Source organism: Chitinophaga sp., assembly GCF_039596135.1.
Classification (GTDB): Bacteria; Bacteroidota; Bacteroidia; order Chitinophagales; family Chitinophagaceae; genus Chitinophaga.
In genome coordinates this window covers 1-19,666 of record NZ_JBCNKH010000057.1, presented here as the reverse complement: position 1 = coordinate 19,666, position 19,666 = coordinate 1, and the positions used below count along the sequence as shown (strand labels likewise).

The window sequence follows — 19,666 nt, the reverse complement described above, 5'->3', positions numbered from 1 at the left end:
TGATTGTGCAAAAATCTTTTATCCGAAAGCATAATCAAGAGCGGAAAAGGAATTTTATTTACGCAAAGGGGAAAAACAAAAAAAGGGGGCAGTCTTAGACTGCCCCCTTTTTTCTTCTTATCTGACGTCGAACCAAAGGCGCGTAATCAACTGATCCGCTCCCTGGTGTGCCACAGCAGCTTTATAATTCGCCCCATTCAGCGCCTGCTCTGCTGAAGGATATGTCAACCTCAAAGGAATCTTTCCATCCAGTACACCTGCATAAGCAGGCTTCAGTACCGGGTAATCCAGCCTTCTCCACTCTGCAAATCCTTCCAGACCTTCCCCAAACAGCGCCAACCATTTCTGCTCACCGATTGACTTTCTATAGTTAGCCGCATCATATGCTACTGAAGGCTGGGCCAGGTAAGTAGCTATTGTTGCATCACTGATACTATACTGGTGCAAAGAAGCTGTAACCGCCTGCTTGTACAGGTCCGCCGCATCACCGCTCAGCAAACCTCTCTGGGCTGCTTCTGCCTTGATGAACAGCAACTCTGCATAGTTGAAAATCACTGCCGGTGCAGTGGTAGCTGTGAACACCGCACCTACATCTGAAGTCTTGTTGAAGCCCAGCCTGGATGCTGAATCTGTAGGCAAACCATTGGTGATACCTACTACTGCATTGGTATCCTTCGGAATCGCACCATATACGCTCAGACGAGGGTCATTGTATGTATGCAGTAAATCTACCACGCTCTTACTAATGCGGTAGTCACTACGTGTCTCCCTGTTTTTGGCTACCGGGTTCTGATTAGGAGACGCCAGGTAAATCAACTGTGCATTTTCACTATTTGCGGCAATCAAACCACTGTTGTCCGCACCAATTTCATCGAACACCGCTTTCGCTGCATCAAACTCCTGGTCGGCTATTCTCAGTGCTATTCGCAAACGCAGTGAGTTTGCAAACTTCTTCCACTTATTCATATCACCGCTATACAACACGTCTCCGCCAATTGCATCGCCACTCGTATTGATCAGGCTTACCGCCGTTTTCAGTTCTGCCAGCAAACCGATGTAAATATCACGCTGATTATCGTATTTGGGGGTCAGGTATTTTTCAATGTTCGCAGTCTGTGAATAAGGGACATCGCCATACAGGTCTGTCAGCACCTGGAAAATCCAGGAACGCATGATGATACCTACTGCCTGGTAATTTGGGTTGTGCAGGGTATCGCCCAGCTGAATCAGCGTAGTGAAATCCTCTATACCCTGTGCGTAAAAGTTATTCCAGATAGTCTGGATGCTGGTAGCAGCAGGAATGTATTTATCCGGATCAGTATACTGGATCTTTGCCCAGTACTGTACATACAGCAGGCTTGTTTCCATCGATGCATCTGTACCCCAGTAAGTATCTACATTCGTCTTGATACCATTGGTAAGCAGGTAATCCGGCTGTGCGGATTCTGCTTCATTCGGATTCTTGTTGATCCTTTCCAGTTCTTTGGAGCAGGATGTGAGCACCAGTGCAATACCAGCCACCCACAGTATATATTTGAATAGTTTCATGATCTGATTTTTTGATGGTTGAATTAGAAGGATACTTTCAGGTTCACACCTATGCTACGTGTAGTAGGGATCTGCAGTGTTTCCAGGCCCTGTCCGTTACCAGTATTGAAGGCAGTTTCCGGATCAATGTTCGGCACCTTCTTGTCGATGTAGAACAGGTTGCGTGCGGTCAGTGTCAGGTTCACACCCTGTAAACCCCACTTGTGCGCTACTGCCAGCGGCAGTGCGTATCCTACTCTCACCTCTCTCAGCTTGATAAAGCTGGCGCTGTACACACTGCTTTCATTCAGCGAGCTACTGTATACAGCTTTGTAATAACGCTGTGCTGACAGGATCGCTTCATTCTTTTTACCATCGGCAGTTACACCATCGAAGATGATACCATCATGATATACTGTTTCACCATTTGGCGCTGCAGCTGAATGGTTTTCCAGGCGAACAGCAGTACCCTGCTGGTTATTGTTAGCATAGTAATAAGGTATACCACCATGCTGCTCATCCCTGCCCGGCATACTTGCTGCCAGCACCCCTGTGTAGATACCGGTGTAGTTAGTACCAGACCAGATCTGGCCACCCTGGCGGGTATCGATCAGGAAGCCTACGGAAAACCCTTTGTAAGAGAAGTTATTGTTGATACTACCTGTCCATTTTGGCGTATAGTAGCCCAGTATTTTTTTGTTGTCGGCAACCACCGGTGCACCACTGGCGCTTACGATAATTTCACCTTTGTCGTTACGTTTGTAAGCTTTACCATACAAGGCACCATAGCGCTTACCTTTGGTAGCCAGTACCTGCATATTGCCGGAGCTACCCAGTACATAATCGTTCAGGAAACCTTCTTTGTCCAGCTCTATTACTTTAGAAATATTCTTTGCGTAATTGATATTCACATCCCAACGGAAACCGGAGGCAGTGGTGATGGGTGTGGCACCCAGCATTACTTCCACCCCATGGTTGTTGATTTTACCGGCATTCAGGATCTTTTTCAGATCACCGGTAGTGGCACTTACATCGGCCAGCAGGATCTGGTTGTAACTGCTGGAAGAATAGTAAGTCACATCAGCACGGAGACGATCTTTCAGGAAACCAGCTTCCACACCGAATTCAACGGCTTGCGTAATTTCTGGTTTCAGGTCTTTCTTCAAAAATTTATCATTCACAGTCAGCATCGGGTAGCTACCGAATGGCTGGCTGAAAGGATAGGTATTTACCAGCTGATAAGGATCGGTATCCTTACCTACCTGGGCCCAACCACCTCTTACTTTCAGGTTAGAGAGTACATTGCTCTGGATGTGCAGGGCATCGGTCAGTACTACACTCGCATTTACGGATGGGTAGAAGTAAGAGTTATTTCCGGCGGGCAGTGTAGAAGACCAGTCGTTACGGGCAGTCGCGTTTACAAAGGCCCAGTCACGATATGCTAATTGTGCAGAGGCAAAAGCACTGTATACTCTAAGACGGTTAAAGACATTTGTAGATACCACCGGATCGCGGGAGTTATTCAATGTATACACATCTTTCACAGCCAGTTTAGGCGCCTGCTGAAAGTTATTTTCGTATTGGTTGCTGCGCACGTTGCCACCTACCAGACCATCGATGGTGAAGTTCCTGTTCAGTTTCTTCTTTGCATTCAGGGTATACTCAGCATTGGTTTCGGTCACCTGGTAGGCATCTTCAGTATAAGAGCCGTAAGGTGTACCGTTCGTATAGTAAGCTACTTTGTACTTACGTCTGTCATTGTAGGTATCAGTACCTATGCGGAAGTTAGCAGAGAGCCAGTCGGCAATTTCGTAGCTCAGGCGGGCGTTTCCGAAGAAGCGGTTACGTTGCTGACCTACCGTGTTTTCATACTGGATCCAGTATGGGTTGCTATAGTAACTGTGGTTCCAGTTAAAGTCTGTTCCATCCGCATTTTTATAATTTCTAAGAAGGCGGGTATCTACCTGGCGGCCGAACCAGGTGAACTGTAAGGTCACACTGTTAGCACGTTTACCATCAATACCAGGCAGGTTGTCAGCATCAGCTTTTACGTAGTTAGCGTAGGTGCTCAGCGTCAACTTTGGTGTGAGGCGGTAAGTGGTATTCACCGCAAATGAGTTGCGGGTGATACCAGTGTTGGGCATGATACCCGTTTGTTTGGTATTATTATAAGAGAAGCGGTAATCTACTTTGTCGTTGCTGCCGCTTACTGATACACCATTGTTCAGGGTATAACCAGTCTGATAAAAATCCTTCACGTTGTCAGGATGCGCTACGAAAGGCACAGCTTCACCTTTGGAGAAAAACTGTGGGATCAGGCGACCGTCCATTTTAGGACCCCAGCTTTCATCCACACCATCGTTGATTCCACCTCCTTTACCATCTACATAGCTGAACTGTCCGCTGGAACCCTGTCCATAGCTGTTCTGGTATTTAGGCAGTACCAGGATGTTTTCGAAGGTAGCGCTACTGTTTACAGTTACGCCATAACCTTTGATACCTTTACCAGTCTTGGTTTTAATAACCAATACCCCGGCAGCAGCGCGGGAACCGTACAATGCTGCGGCATTCGGGCCTTTCAGTACGTTGAGCGATTCGATATCGTCTGAGTTCAGATCGGCAATGGCATTGGCAAAGTCGCGTGCTGTACCCACACCTACACCCAGCTGGCTATTGTCAACAGGGATACCATCTACGATGAACAAAGGCTGGTTGTTACCAGCAATAGAAGTTTCCCCCCTGATTACGATACGGGAAGAACCCATGCTACCCTGGCTACTGGTAACTGTAACACCAGCGATCTTACCAGTCAGTGCGTTGACGACGTTCGATTCGCGGGCTTCGGCAATATCTTTGGATTTGAGTTCCTGTACGGCATAACCCAGGGAACGCTTTTCGCGGCTGATGCCAAGGGCAGTAACCACTACTTCCTGGAGTTTGCTCTCGGTATTTTCCAGGGCAATGTTCAGGGTACGGCTGGTACCGGCAACCTGCTCTACAGCTGTATAGCCAATGAAAGAGATGCGGAGGGTATCTTTGGGAGATACAGAGATGGAATACTTACCATCTGCATCGGTTTGTGTACCATGATTAGTACCTTTTACTGTAATGATAGCACCTGGAATAGGTGTAGCATCGGTACGGGAAGTGACAACCCCGGTAATTCGGGTGTTTTGTGCCTGCCCCCATTGATATGTGAGTAGGAGGGCCAGTATAATACCGGCGATTCTGCGTAGTTGGTTGTGCATTGTATCAGATTTCAGGTAATTAATGGCCATGACAATGCCTGGCCGGTTTGGAACCAGCAGTTGACATGACTCACAATTGCGTTGATGAATAATGATGAGTAGGAAAAAATTGCTACTACTTATACAGACATTTGATCCACGATTGTTAAATACAGGGTCAAAATTAAGGAGGATTTCATTAACCTACAAGTCTTATAGACTAAGTTGTTAAGTTTTTTATAAAATTTATTCGCTTTTCAGGAACCCGGCTGCTTCTAATAGCCGGCGGATAGTGGGGTTATTGCTATAATTATTAATAGGAATCTTTAATTCTTTCGTGATCAGGCTCAGTTTGCTATACTTATCTCCAAATGCATTGGCGAAGGCATTTCCATAAATCAGGTTCATAAAACCGTGGTAGGGGTCAAAACGTCCATATCCCCTATCCTGCCAGAATTTATCCATCTTGTCATTGAATGCCTGCAGGGCAGCGCCAAATTCCTGCTCTTTGATCTTTGATACAGGGCCTTTGCGTTTTTCCGCGTCAATCACTTCTTTTTTAAACAGGGTGATATAGAAACTGGCCCCTTTATCTTTTCCAATTGCCTCCAGGGCTTCATTCAGTCCTTTATATCCGTCTTCTATCCCATCTGCACAATACATCAGTACAGAATCGCCGGATGGGGTTTTCTGCAGGGTCGTTACAAAATACAACCCATCGAATGACTGGAAGACCAGGTATGTCCGGTTATTTTTCTCTACTTTCTTAATGATACTCAGGTGCTCGGCTTCCAGGTTGTTCGACTTTCTGCCACTGATTCCGCCTTGTCTCGATGCCGGATCGGTACGATCCAGCACAATTTCATCCCCGCTGATGGTTACATGGACCGCAGGCGTGGTGCCTGTGCTCCATGTATACCAATCCCCTTTCTGGGCCATAGCGGCCGATATAAAGAAAAATAAACACAGACAGCTACTGAGTATCCTTTTCATATCAGTTATTCACTTTTTTGCATGAGGTTATAGAGTATTTTCTTCTCTCCTTCATCCAGGTTTATGCCGGTTAATGAATCTGCTGGTACAAAGTGCCTTTTAAACGCAATGATGGCAGCACTGGTATCCTTCACATCATAACCAAAAAGGCGCAGTGCTTGTTTTGTATTAAAATCCGCAGGCAGGGTTATGCCAGTGGTATCGTACCAGAGGCCAAAACCTTTTTCGGCCAGTTGCTGCCAGGGGAAATACCGGTTGGGGTCATTTTTGCGGGTAGGGGCAATATCTCCATGACCTATAAAGTTCGCAGCCGGGATATTGTACCTGTGTTTTAAGGTATCCAGCAAGACCATCAGACTATTGATCTGCTGAGGCTGAAAAGGCACAAAACCATTATTATCCAGTTCAATGCCGATGGAACAGGAGTTCATATCTGTTACATTTCCCCATTTTGACAGGCCGGCATGCCATGCGCGGAGGTAGTCATTCAGCATTTGCACTACGGTGCCATCTTTACAGATTACATAGTGCGCGCTAACATTGGTGCGGGTCAGGGTAAACGTCCTGAAAGTACTGTCGCAGGTACCCTGAGCGGTATGATGAATAATAACATAGTTCGGTTTGCGCATATTGAAATTGGTAGTCCCGATCCATTGCCCAGTAGGTTCCGCACGTAAAGTACGGGCGTAAGTTTTGGCTTGCTTGCGGTATACCTTGTTAGTAGTACCGTATGGAGCATGTGCGCAGCTGAATAAAATAGCCGGAAGGGCTAAGCAAAGTAATAGTCTGACCTGTTTCATAGCTAACAAACATACAATTTAAATACCAACGTTCCCTTAGTGTACTCTTAGTACTATACCTACACCAAAACAGCATCAAAAGGGCACCTCAATATCCCTGGGATATTGAGGTGCCCTTTTGATGTCCTTTTAATGACGAAATAATGATGAAGTTGCACTATGGGATCACAATAAAAAAGCCCCCTCGATTGAGGGGGCTTTCTATCTGTAATGATATTATTTTCTCTTATTTAACCTCCTGGGTCATGGAATAAGGTACATCTTTATCAGAAGTGCCTCTGCTCTTATTAGGCGTGGCATCCATATCGAAGTCGATAGTTGCACCCTTCATCAAAGCATTGTAATCCAGCCAGTTGTTGGTCAGGTTCTGACCATTGAAGGTAGCAGATCTGATATAACGGTTTTCGTCGCTGTTTTTTGGCGCATTGATTACGATCTCCTTACCATTTTCCAGTTTTACGGTCGCTTTCTTGAACAAAGGTGCGCCTACCACGTACTGAGGAGCACCAGGTGTAACCGGGTAGAAGCCCAGTGCACTGAATACATACCAGGCAGAAGTCTGGCCATTATCCTCATCACCGCAATAACCATCAGGCGTAGCTGAATACAGGCGGTTCATCACCTCCCTCAGCCAGTACTGTGATTTCCATGGAGTACCTGCATAGTTGTACAGGTAGATCATGTGCTGGATCGGCTGGTTACCGTGTGCATACTGACCAAAGTTCATGATCTGCATTTCGCGGATTTCATGAATGGTGAAGTTATAGTAGCTATCGTCGAATACCGGTGGCATTGCAAATACGGAATCCAGCATCTGTACGAAGGTCTCTTTGCCCCCCATCAGGTTGATCAGCCCCTGTACGTCGTGGAATACAGACCAGCTATAGTGCCAGCTGTTACCTTCTGTAAATGCATCTCCCCATTTGGTTGGATTGAAAGGAGCCTGGAATTTACCATTCTCATTTTTACCACGCATTAATTTGGTTTCCGCATCAAATACGTTGCGGTAGTTACGTGCCTGTTTAGCAAAACGGTCGATTTCTGCCTTCGGACGGTTCAGGGCTACTGCCAGTTTCCAGATGGTCCAGTCATCGTAACAGTATTCCAGGGTACGGGCAGTGTTCTCATTGATCTTCACATCATAAGGCACATAACCCAGTTTGTTGTAGTATTTCACTCCTTTACGACCTACTGATTCCAGCGGACCTTCGTTGTTGGAGTTTTTAATGATCGCTTCGTACGCCGTATTGATGTCGAAACCTCTTACACCTTTCAGGTAAGCATCTGCAATCAGGGAAGCAGAGTTGGACCCGATCATACAATCGCGGTGACCGGGGCTTGCCCACTCAGGCAACCAGCCACTTTCTTTGTAAGCATTCACCATACCTTCCATGATGTGGGAGTTCATAGACGGGTACATCAGGTTGAAGAATGGGAACTGGGCACGGAAAGTATCCCAGAAACCATTGTCGGTGAACATATATCCGGGCAGCACCTGGCCATTGTAAGGGCTGTAATGTACCACGGCACCTTTCGCATCGTATTCATAGAATTTGCGCGGGAACAGCATAGAACGGTACAGGCAGGAATAAAAGGTACGGGTCTGGTCAGATGTACCACCTTCTACCTTGATACGACTCATTTCAGTATTCCACGCAGCTTTTGCCTTATCCCTGATGGCTTCAAAAGTACTGGTGCCTATTTCTGTGTTCAGGTTCAATACCGCCTGCTCAGGGCTGATGAAGGAAGAAGCTACTTTTACATTTACCTGCTCCCCTTTCACAGTAGAGAAGCCGATTACGGCACCTACGTGATTTTCCTGTGCTTCTGCAACACCTTTGCTCAGCTCACCGTTTTTGAAGGTAGCCACATAAGTGAAAGGCTTATCGAAAGTGAGTACGAAGTAGTTTTTGAAATTAGCTGGCACACCACCGCTGTTTTTGGTGGTATAACCGATGATTTTGCGCTCCGCCTGCAATACTTTGATGTAAGAACCTTTGTCCAGCGCATCGATTACTACGAAAGCACTGTCTTCCTTACCATAGGTAAAACGGATGGCAGCAGCTCTCTCGGTGGGCGTTATTTCCGTGGTCACATTGTGATCGGCCAGGTATACGCTATAATAATATGGTTTGGCTATTTCCGCCTTGTGCGAGAACCAGCTGGCTCTGTCATCTTCTTTGAATTTTACGGATTTGGTCACCGGCATGATGGCAAACTGGCCATAATCGTTGATCCATGGGCTGGGCTGGTGGGTTTGTTTGAAACCGCGCAGTTTGTCCGAATGATAGGTATATGCCCATCCATCGCCCATTTTGCCGGTTTGCGGCATCCAGAAGTTCATACCCCATGGGCAGGCAATGGCTGGATAGGTATTACCAGTTGACAGGGAACCCTTTGAATCTGTTCCCATAAGTGGATTGACCCATTCCACCGGGTCAGAGACGCTGTTCACAGTCTGGGCCTTTGCAAAACAGGATGCCAGCAAAAGGGCCGGAATGATGAGTTTTTTCATGTTGCGAGTGTCTGGAATTTTAGCATGATAAAGGACGTAAAAATAAGTTTTCGCAGGGTAAAATACCATTTATTTTATAAATGGAAGAATAGCTGTACTGGCGCGTGGAGATAGGCTAAATTGTTTTAGCTAAACAGGGTTTTCCCCGGAGAATATTAACTTTTCCTTAAAAAGTAAACTTTAAACCAACCCCAGAGTCCAATACTGTCGTATTGTATCAATATCAATTCATTGAAAATCCATCCTTCTCATGAATAAAAGATTTACGCTGGCCGTACTGACTGTAGGTACGCTGTGTGCAGGATTTTTTTCTGCCTGTAAGAAAGAAAGCAAATCCGGGAGTACAACTACTACCACTACCTCCGGCACTGCTGTTTCCGACGAGGATTCACTGAAATACCTGATGTATAATACCATGCAGGTGAGCTACGTAAATGGGGGTCGAAGTACCACAACCGATTTGCCTACCTACTATTGGTATTCCAATGTGCCTACCCTGAATCCACTGAGCAGCACCTATTCCACAGCCGATGCGTTGCTGGAAGCCATGAAAGCGTATTCCGTGGGAACAGGGTCCACTGCACTGGACAGGTATAGTTTCCTGGACAGAACAGGATCGCTGTCCAGCTCCCTGCAGGATGGGGTATCTGGCTCCCTCACCAAGGTGGCCGCTACCTCTGGCGACTTCGGACTGGAAGTGACTTATGTATATGCAGATGCGAATAAAACGACCACTTACCTCTATGTGCTCTATGTAGACAAAAATTCTCCTGCCGGCCAGGCCGGATTAGAGAGAGGAGACAGGATTACGGCCATCAATGGGGATACGGATATTGCCTATGATGGGTCTTCAGGTACAAATACGACCAAGGTGACCAATGCACTTTACAATTCCACTTCTGTGAGCCTGAAGGTGACAAAGGTAGGTACCTCGTCTACCACCGCCAGTTATTCTCTGACTGCTGCCACTTATAATATTAACCCGGTACTGTTCGATACCACTTATACCATCAATGGGGCTAAGGTGGGATATTTTGTATTCTATACTTTTACCAATACTTATACCAGTAAAGGAGTGGCTTCCCCTACCAAAACAGTCCTGGATGCCCTGTTTACCAAATTTAAAGCAGCAGGTATCACTAACCTGATTGTAGACCTGCGCTACAACGGCGGCGGTTCTGTAACTACGGCGGAATACCTGGATAGTGCAATTGCGCCTTCCAGCGCTGCGGGTAAGACCATGTATTATTACCTGTACAATGATAAGCTGACGGCTAACCTGGACCAGGTAGGGCTGGAAGCCAGTGTAAACTTCCCGGCTACTACAGGTGGTCTGGCACTGGATCATGTGTTCTTCATTACATCGGGCAATACAGCCTCTGCCAGCGAGATGACGCTGAATAACCTGCGACCTTATATGGATGTACAGCTGGTAGGTACTACTACTTATGGTAAACCTGTTGGGTTTATCACATTTACTTTGTCTGATTACGACAGTACGGGTAAGGAGCAATACCTGGCAGATTTGTATGCCATCAACTTTGCTACGGAAAATTCCAGCCATGTTGGGGGGTATTATTCAGGTATTACACCAACGGATTCAGCGGGTGATTATATCGATGCGCCATGGGGAAGTTTAACCGGGGATGAGAACCTGTATAACATTAAGACTTACCTGACTACGGGTAGTTATCCTGTAAGTAGCGGGGGCAGGCTTGCTGCGGGGAATAATGGGATGTTGCGGGTTTCAGGTACGCAGCTGAATACGAAGAAGTTTAATGGGATGGTGGATTACAGGTTAGGAAAGAAATTGAAATAAGCACTCTTTCGAAATAAAACCGCTTTTGCCTACGGCAAAAGCGGTTTTATTTTGGGGCAGGGCCTGCGGCCGGCTACACAAAAGTGCTGATTGGCCATAGGCAAGGTGTGGCCTGCGGCTAACTACAAAGAAGTACTACGCCATTTATCGGTGCTGGTCGTAGACATTTGGTTGGATGGCCTGTTCCAGTTCCGCTATTTCTGCGGGCGTTAGCGCAGCTGACTTAAATACCCCTGCCGCTTCTTCCAGTTGATTTTGTGTTCTGATCCCTACTACTGCCGCAGCAATGGCTGGCTGATGCAGTACAAACCGTAAGGCAGTCTGTGCCAGTGTACGGTTCTGCCCTGAAATATTGGCGACCGCCAGTGCAGCTTTTGCCACAGCGGCAGCGTCATAGTTCAGGTAAGGTTCCGGGTGCTTGCCCGCCAGTAAACCTTTGGCCACTCCGCCCCTGGCTAATACCCCGATATTATTTGATTTTAATAAATCTAAACAGGTTTCTTCCGGTCTGCGATCCAGCAGGCTATATTGCATCATTACACTCACAATATTGGAGCGGTTGATATATTCCCTGATCACATTCGGGCGAATAGAAGAAATACCATAGTAACGGATCTTCCCGGCCTGTTGCAGTTGTTCAAACGCAGCAATGGTCTCATCAATAGGATCTTCGATCATGCCACCATGCAACTGGTACAAGTCGATATAATCAGTACCCAGGCGGCGCAGGCTCTCATCTACTGACTGAAGAATATACGCTTTGGAAGGATTCCAATCCCACCCACTCTTATCCGCCCGCCACTGGTTCCCTACCTTGGTGGCAATAATTGCCTTCTCCCGTTTCCCTTTCAGCGCCTGTCCCAGTTGTACTTCGTTATCCCCGTGGTTGTACAGATCTGCTGTGTCAAAGAAGTTAATCCCTTTTTCCAGCGCGCGGTGCACCAGGAAAGTATTCTCTAATGTATTCTCTCCCAGCGACATGCATCCAAAAGCGATTTCGCTGATCTGAAGGTCTGATTTACCCAGGGTATTATATTTCATCCTACTAATTTAACTGCCCCCGCAAAAAAATAGCACCATTATTAAAAAAATTTCTACATTTTGCATTCATATCCTCGGATTGTCATTCTGTCATTTATGGAACAAGTCCTCATTGGCAAGTGTGTTTATATTATCAATACAGGAAAAAACCTCTACAAGATTGGGAAGACCCATGACCTGCAGAAAAGGCTTTCTTCCTATCATACTCACCTGCCCGTGATGTTCCGTGTGATCCGCCAGTACCCTGCTGCCAATATGGACGACCTGGAAGAATGTCTTCATATAATATTCCAGCACAAGAGGGTAAAAGGTGAATGGTTCGAGCTCCAACCCTCCGACCTCGTCATTTGTGACAATGTTGCCCGCAATTACGCACTCAGCCGTATACATAAGCAAGCCAAACAATATGGACAGATCCGCTATAGCGACGATCCCTTATTGCAGGTAATGGAAGCCAATGAAAAATACCTGCAGGATTACAGCCGCGTGGCACAGGATATAGACCTGGGCCTGAGCACGGATGAAGTATTTGAACTACACGAAGGCACTGTGCCAAAAGCAGTTATAGAAACCGTACGCCGGCTACTGAAATATCGTACCCCTAACTCCGCCTTCCTGAGCAAATGGTTGCCAGTGGTGAACGAACTGAGCGCTGGCAGCACAGAAGTTGCCATTCTGAATAAATATAAGGGGCAAATAAGCCGCAACACGATCCAGATGATCAAAAGGATACTCCGCAACCAGTTGTTTTAATGCCATTTTAAGCGGGTTTTAAGCCACGGAAATTTACCTTCACATAAAATGTTAAAGCGGGTTCTAACGTTAAACTTACCGTATCCGGATCGATCTAATATTTAAACTGAGGCAAAAGCTTAGAAAAATGAAAAAGAAGATTTCCCTGTTGCTGACCCTTATAGCCCTGGTAAGTATCGCAACAATTGATAGTGCATATGCACAACGTGGTCGTGGGCATTGGAGCGGCGGTGGCCGTATAGTAGTTGGGGGTGGTACCAGGATCGGTGTAGGAATCGGTATAGGTGCCGCGATTGCAGGTCCACGAATATATGCAGGTGGTTATTACCGTTCTCCTTACTATGCTCATTATCCCCGTCCATACTATTATCGTCCATACCGTTACTACGGCATGCCAATAGGATTCGTGGTGAACGTACTGCCTTATGGTTTTCTCTCTTTCAACACGGCATGGGGCCCTTATTACTACGCTGACGGATACTTCTATCAGCCATATATAGCCGAAGGTTCTGAACGTGAACAATACCAGGTAGTAGACCCGCCAATGGGTGTAGTAATACCGAGTTTACCCAGTGGGGTAAATACCGTGGTGATTGACGGGAATACTTACTACGAAAAGAACGGGACTTACTACCAGGAAATCCTACAGGATAAACAAGTAAAATATGTGGTGGTAGGTAAGAACGGACAGCTGGATACAGGTAAAACACAAGACGAACAACCAGCACCTGCACCTGAGCCGGAGATACTGCAACAACTGCCAAATGGCTGCAGGGGAGTAGAGATTAATGGTCAACAATTATACGTGTCTCCAGATGGTATGTATTACCAGGAAGTCACTAACGCAGACAATTCCAGGGGATATAAACTCGTTGGAAAAATGTCGGCAGATAACTAATTAACTGTTTACAATTTGAGACAAGTGGCACGGGTTTCTGTGCCATTTGTCTTTTTTTGATTTACCCATTTCTACTCATATTAGTATTATTAACAGGTATTAATTTCCTGTTACGAACTATCGATTCATCGCTAACCCCTATATTTTTTTTGAGGAAAATTCATTAGCTTTAACATAACATTAAAGGTTTTTCCTTTAATACATCTCAAATAACCAGATCACATAGTATATTAAGTCTATGAAGCCCACAACTATCATACAGTACCGAACCCGGCAGGGATATGCGAAATCTATAGTGTTGTTGCATCAGTTTATCTTCAAGTGATAAATAATCATTACCGGAGTCGTTTTTATTTTCATTAATACATAGTAGCTGCAAGAATAGGTCTCTTTCAGCCATTTAACTATCTGTAGCAAGAAAGAACAGTTGTTCATGTGAGATCCAGGCCAGTTTAGCCTTTAATAAGTCTGCGCTATGAAAACAAATTCCAGTTCGTAAAAACAGGATGGGAATACTATGTCCAGACGTCAACATAGTAGGCTCAAAGGCACAATAGCTATATTAACATAATCCAGGAACGAGGTATAGCATTACTATGATCAACCGATGATCGTAGTGCGGTATAGGTATGCCCGTTACCTAACTCAAATAACCTAGTATGAATAGTTCTATAATTATCGGGATCACCCCGTTCGAAAGCCCTGACGTTCACCTGGCCATCGCTTTGGCGCAAGCGAAAGCCTTCCCTGTACTTCATTTAGGACGTAACCGACAAGTGGCTGAAGCGGCACTGGCTGCACTGGCCCAACAACTGTCGCAACCATTCGGTATATGTATTGTGCATCCCGGTGTTGCAGATATTTCTCTCCCTGAGCAGGTTACATTGGTGATTGCGCCCTATGGAATGAAATTAAAATTGCCGAAGAAAATACAACTGTATTACCAGGTACATAGTCTTGCCGAAGCAAAGCTGGCAAAGAAAGAGAAAGCCGACGGCATCATTCTCAAAGGGAATGAAAGCGGTGGTAAAACAGGCGACGAATCATCTTACATTCTCTTCCAGCAGGCGGTAAAAGCAATACCTGACACTCCAATATATGTTCAGGGCGGTGTAGGTATTCACACTGCAGCAGCCCTTATAGCCACTGGCGCTACCGGGGTGGTACTGGATAGTCAGCTGGTACTCTTCCCCGAATGTACAGCCCCTAAAGCATTAAAAAACGTATGCGAAAAGCTCAATGGCAATGAGACCCGCATTATCGATCACTATCGTGTACTGGTACGTCCCAACTCTCCGGAGCTATCAGAAAACGCTACCATGGCTGTTTTAGAACCGTTGCTTCAGACGCTTGAACTGGACAAAGGTTATTTGCCACTGGGTCAGGACATTGCCATCTCTACCGATCTTGTAAAGCGATATAAGAAATTAGGCAGACTTATCACCGGTATGCACCATGCCATCCGTGGGCATATCAGACAGGCGCAGGCACAGCCTGTCATCAGCCCGGACAATGCACTGGCGAAGGAATTGAACATTACCTATCCCATTGCACAGGGGCCGATGACACGTGTGAGCGATGTGCCCGCTTTTGCTGCGGCTGTAGCCAATGCAGGTGCACTGCCATTCGTAGCCCTGTCTTTATTGAAAGGCGAATCAGCAAAGAACCTGATTCGCGAAACCAAACAACTTGCCGGTGACAAAACCTGGGGTGTGGGTATACTGGGTTTTGCACCGCAGGAGCTGAGAGATGAACAGATTGCTTACATACAGGAAGAAAAACCACCATTCGTGCTCATAGCCGGCGGCCGCCCCTCCCAGGCCAAAGCGCTGGAGCAGCTGGGCATTCAGTCTTTCCTGCATGTGCCCTCAGCTTCCCTGCTGGATATGTTTATAAAAGAGGGGGCCAGGAAATTTGTGTTTGAAGGCCGCGAATGCGGTGGGCACGTGGGCCCCTTGTCCAGCTTTGTGCTATGGGAAAAACAGATTGACAGGCTACTGCAGGAAGAAAGCGCGGGCCAGTTTAGCCTGTTTTTTGCAGGCGGCATTCACGATGCATTGTCTGCTGCATTCATTGGCGTGATGGCAGCTCCATTGGCTACCAAAGGTGCGAAGATAGGTGTGCTGATGGGTACTGCTTATATCTATACGAAAGAAGCTGTAGAAACAGGTGCCATTTTGCAGCAATTCCAGGATCAGGCTATTGCTCATAACCATACTGTTCTACTGGAAACAGCACCAGGGCATGAAACCCGCTGTCTGCAATCTCCTTTTGCCGATTACTTTAATAAAGAAAAAGAACAGCTGATTGCTGCCAATGTAGATAAGAAAGAGATATGGAGTAAACTGGAATCACTGAATGTGGGACGCCTGCGTATAGCTGCGAAAGGCGTGGACAGAACTGAAGAGGGATTGGTAAAAATAGCACCGAAGCAACAGCTGAGTGAAGGGATGTACATGATAGGCCAGGTAGCAGCTATGCGACATGAAACTGTGACCATGCATGCACTACATGAAGATGTGGCAGCTATGAACCAGACGATTATTGACAAAGCAATATTGCCGGCGCCGCTTACCCAGCCGGAAAAAGCGCTGGATGTGGCAATCATTGGCATGGCTTGTATCTATCCGGGTGCGAAGAATATCGATGAGTTCTGGGCGAATATATTGAATGGTGTAGACTGCATCACAGAGGTGCCGGATGAGCGCTGGAACAAGGCATTGTATTTTGATAATAATAGTAATGATGGTGAAATGTCTCCTTCTAAATGGGGCGGATTTATACCACGTATTGATTTTGACCCGATGGCGTTTGGGATTCCCCCACAGTCGCTGGCGGCGATTGATCCTACACAGTTGCTGGCATTGCTGGTGGCGAAACAGGCACTGGACAATGCGGGTTATGGCGGCAAAGAATATAATGGAGAAGATGTATCTGTGATTATTGGTGCAGAAGGAGGTACTGACCTGGCGAATAGTTATGGGTTCAGGTCTACTTATCGTCAATACCTGGGTGAGATGCCGGAGGAATTGAAAGCAGTGTTGCCGCGGATGACTGAAGACAGTTTTCCAGGCGTGCTGGCAAATGTGATTTCTGGCCGCATTACAAACAGGTTGGACCTGGGTGGTCGTAATTATACCGTAGATGCGGCTTGTGCTTCTTCACTGGCGGCAATAGACCTGGCTTGCCAGGAGCTGGTATTAGGTAAGTCTGAGATGGTGCTGGCAGGTGCTGCGGACCTGCATAATGGCATTAATGATTACCTGATGTTTAGCAGCACGCACGCGCTGTCAAAGAAAGGCAGGTGTGCAACTTTTGATAGTGAGGCGGACGGTATTGCGCTGGGCGAAGGGGTAGCTATGATTGTGCTGAAAAGATTATCAGATGCGAAGCGGGATGGAGATAAGATATATGCGGTGATCAAAGGCGTGGGTGGTAGCAGCGATGGAAAGAGCCTGGGGTTGACAGCACCACGTAAAGCGGGGCAGGTGAAAGCCCTGGAACGGGCCTATGAAATGAGTGGTATTTCTCCGGCTACAGTGGGTTTGGTTGAAGCACACGGTACGGGTACAGTAGTAGGTGATAAGACTGAAATAAGCGCAATCTCTGATATGCTGATACAGAATGGGGCTGTGATCGGGCAGACTTACCTGGGTTCTGTGAAAACACAGATCGGGCATACCAAGTGTGCAGCGGGATTGGCAGGATTAATCAAGGCGGCATTGTCCGTATATCATGGTATCAAGCCACCGACCTTGCATATGAAGACGCCGAATAGTTTTTATAACCCGGCGAGCAGTCCTTTTCTATTTAATGCGGAAGCTGGCCTGTGGCTGGACGATAAGCGTACAGCAGGTGTCAGTGCATTTGGGTTTGGAGGTACGAACTTCCATGCCGTGATTGAAAATGATGCCACTGTGCAGGATGATAGTACGGCAATGAAGACCTGGCCGGCAGAATTATTTGTATTCAGAGGTAATAGTCAGCCGCTGTTGAAAGCGGTGAGCAGCATACTCCAAAACAATGATAGTATATCACTGAAGGACCTGGCTTATAGCCTGGCGGTGTACAGCCAGGAACCGGTTAGTTTATCCATTGTAGCCACTGGTAGAGAAGACCTGATGATGAAACTGGACCTGGCACTGGCTGGGGCTACCTCTAAGGACATTTATGTGACAGCGCCTGTTGATGGAAAGGTTGCCTTCTTGTTCCCCGGGCAGGGTAGCCAGCGGATTAATATGGCGAGAGAGTTGTTTGTGGCATTTCCGGTGATGCGGCAGTTGCTGAAGAAACATCCTGCCTATGAGAAGGTGTTGTTCCCTCCTGCGGTGTTCAATAATGAGGCAATCCAGGAACAGAAAGAGCAGATCAAAGATACGAGGATAGCACAACCTGTGTTGGGAATTGTGGATCTGGCAATGGCGCAGTTCCTGCAATCGTTGGGTATTACACCTGATATGGTAGCGGGACATAGTTACGGCGAGTTGCCGGCATTGTGTTTTGCAGGTGCATTTGCAGCAGACCAGTTAGTACCATTAAGTGAGCTGCGGGCAAAAGCAATTTTAGGTGGTGTGAATGATGATAAGGGAATGATGGTGGCGGTGAGTTGTGCTGAAGATGTGTTGAAGGCATTTACGGGTGCAGGAACAGGCGTATACCCTGTGAATCATAATTCCCCTACGCAGTGGGCATTGGCTGGTAAAACGGCTGATATGGAGGCGCTGATGGTACGCCTCAAAGAAGCGAAGATCACTTATAAACAGATGGAGGTGGCCTGCGCGTTCCACAGTCCGGTGATAGCGGGTGCGAAGGCACTGTACGCTGCGGCTATTAAGGATGTGGATTTTAATACTATTTCAATTCCTGTATGGTCTAATACTACTGCGCAGTTATATCCAACACAACCTGCGGAGATCAGGGAGAGACTGGCGGAACATATAGTAAGACCGGTATTGTTTGCAGAGGAAGTAGAACAGATGTATGCGGCAGGTGCGCGGGTGTTTATTGAGGCAGGACCGGGTAAGGTATTGAGCAACCTGGCAAAGTCTACATTGGGTAAAGAAACGCTGGTACTGCATACAGAAGATAAGGCGCCGCATGCAATTACGCATTTGCTGAATACACTGGCGAAGTATATTAGTACGGGCAGAACGATCAACATAGCGCAACTTTTTGAAGGTAGAGATGTGCAGGTATTACAATTGGATAATCCTGCTCAATATAAGAAGAGTGCTACCGTGTGGTTTGTAAACGGGCATATGGCAGTGCCTTCGGTAGGTAAGCTGCCCGCGCATGGTGCGATGCCGGTTCTACAGCCATTAAAATTGAATATTGGCAGTGCTCCTGTGGTAGTTGCTCCCGCCGGGAACGCAGAGCATATGGTGCAGGAGTACCTGAATAGTGTGAAATTATTAGTGCAGGCGCAAAGAGATGTGATATTAGGATACCTGGGGCATACACCGGCGGCAATGCCGATAGCTGCTCCGGTGACTCCTGTGGCAGCTCCCCTTGTGGTGCAGCAGCCAGCTGTTACACCAGCTCCCGCTAAGAGAGATACCAAACGCATCCTCATCGAAGTAGTCAGTGAAAAAACTGGTTATCCACACGAAATGTTGGGTCTTGAAATGGACATGGAAGCAGACCTGAGCATTGACTCTATCAAGCGTATGGAGATCATTGGTGAGCTCCGCACCAAAATGGGTGGTTTTAAATCCAGCGGCAAAACAGAAGAAGCAGTTGTAGAACAACTGGCAGGTATAAAAACTTTGAATGGCCTGCTGCAATGGATCGCCGAAAATGTGGATGCACAGACATTGCCAGATGCTGGTGGCGTATCGCTGCAACATGCCATCGCACCACAACCTGCTGTTGATATCAAAGACACCATTTTGCAAATTGTAAGTGAAAAGACCGGTTATCCACAAGAGATGCTGGGGCTGGACCTCGATATGGAAGCAGACCTGAGTATAGACTCCATTAAGCGTATGGAGATCATTGGTGAACTACGCACCCGCCTGGGAGGTTTTAAAACTACCGGTCAGAGCGACGAAACTGTGGTGGAACAATTAGCGGGTATCAAAACCTTAAACGGTC

Annotated in this window: 10 protein-coding genes; 4 read left to right on the top strand and 6 right to left on the bottom strand. The window is 46.8% G+C overall.

Going from position 1 to position 19,666, the window contains the following annotated elements; all coding sequences use genetic code 11:
• Positions 1 to 117: 117 nt before the first annotated feature.
• The 5 genes from ABDW16_RS24345 to ABDW16_RS24325 all read right to left on the bottom strand — a co-directional run bounded on the left by ABDW16_RS24345 (position 118) and on the right by ABDW16_RS24325 (position 9,062).
• Entirely contained in the window at positions 118 to 1,548 is a 1,431-nt protein-coding gene (locus ABDW16_RS24345) for a SusD/RagB family nutrient-binding outer membrane lipoprotein (RefSeq protein WP_343673386.1), read from the bottom strand.
• A 23-nt stretch (positions 1,549 to 1,571) separates the two neighbouring features.
• The gene (locus tag ABDW16_RS24340; RefSeq protein WP_343673385.1) at positions 1,572 to 4,775 is read right to left on the bottom strand and encodes a SusC/RagA family TonB-linked outer membrane protein; all 3,204 of its coding nucleotides are present in this window, start codon (positions 4,773 to 4,775) and stop codon (positions 1,572 to 1,574) included.
• Positions 4,776 to 5,000: 225 nt separating this feature from the next.
• On the bottom strand, positions 5,001 to 5,747 hold the full coding sequence (locus ABDW16_RS24335) for a hypothetical protein (protein ID WP_343673384.1): 747 nt from the start codon (positions 5,745 to 5,747) through the stop codon (positions 5,001 to 5,003).
• 5 nt (positions 5,748 to 5,752) lie between these two features.
• Positions 5,753 to 6,547 (bottom strand): N-acetylmuramoyl-L-alanine amidase, encoded by a 795-nt coding sequence (locus ABDW16_RS24330; RefSeq protein WP_343673382.1) that lies wholly within the window; start codon positions 6,545 to 6,547, stop codon positions 5,753 to 5,755.
• A 226-nt stretch (positions 6,548 to 6,773) separates the two neighbouring features.
• Positions 6,774 to 9,062, bottom strand: coding sequence for a GH92 family glycosyl hydrolase (locus ABDW16_RS24325; RefSeq protein WP_343673381.1), 2,289 nt, complete (start codon positions 9,060 to 9,062; stop codon positions 6,774 to 6,776).
• Positions 9,063 to 9,312: 250 nt separating this feature from the next.
• On the opposite strand from ABDW16_RS24325, the gene ABDW16_RS24320 reads away from it, so the two are divergent.
• Entirely contained in the window at positions 9,313 to 10,881 is a 1,569-nt protein-coding gene (locus ABDW16_RS24320) for a S41 family peptidase (RefSeq protein WP_343673380.1), read from the top strand.
• Between the two features lie 144 nt (positions 10,882 to 11,025).
• Here ABDW16_RS24320 and ABDW16_RS24315 read toward each other — a convergent pair whose 3' ends face one another.
• On the bottom strand, positions 11,026 to 11,922 hold the full coding sequence (locus ABDW16_RS24315) for an aldo/keto reductase (protein ID WP_343673379.1): 897 nt from the start codon (positions 11,920 to 11,922) through the stop codon (positions 11,026 to 11,028).
• A 96-nt stretch (positions 11,923 to 12,018) separates the two neighbouring features.
• Between ABDW16_RS24315 and ABDW16_RS24310 the strand changes: the two genes are divergently transcribed.
• The 3 genes from ABDW16_RS24310 to ABDW16_RS24300 all read left to right on the top strand — a co-directional run.
• Positions 12,019 to 12,675 (top strand): GIY-YIG nuclease family protein, encoded by a 657-nt coding sequence (locus ABDW16_RS24310; RefSeq protein ID WP_343673377.1) that lies wholly within the window; start codon positions 12,019 to 12,021, stop codon positions 12,673 to 12,675.
• Positions 12,676 to 12,802: 127 nt separating this feature from the next.
• Positions 12,803 to 13,573, top strand: coding sequence for a DUF6515 family protein (locus tag ABDW16_RS24305; RefSeq protein WP_343673376.1), 771 nt, complete (start codon positions 12,803 to 12,805; stop codon positions 13,571 to 13,573).
• A gap of 659 nt (positions 13,574 to 14,232) precedes the next feature.
• A partial coding sequence (locus ABDW16_RS24300; RefSeq protein WP_343673375.1) for a beta-ketoacyl synthase N-terminal-like domain-containing protein occupies positions 14,233 to 19,666 on the top strand: 5,434 nt, incomplete at its 3' end.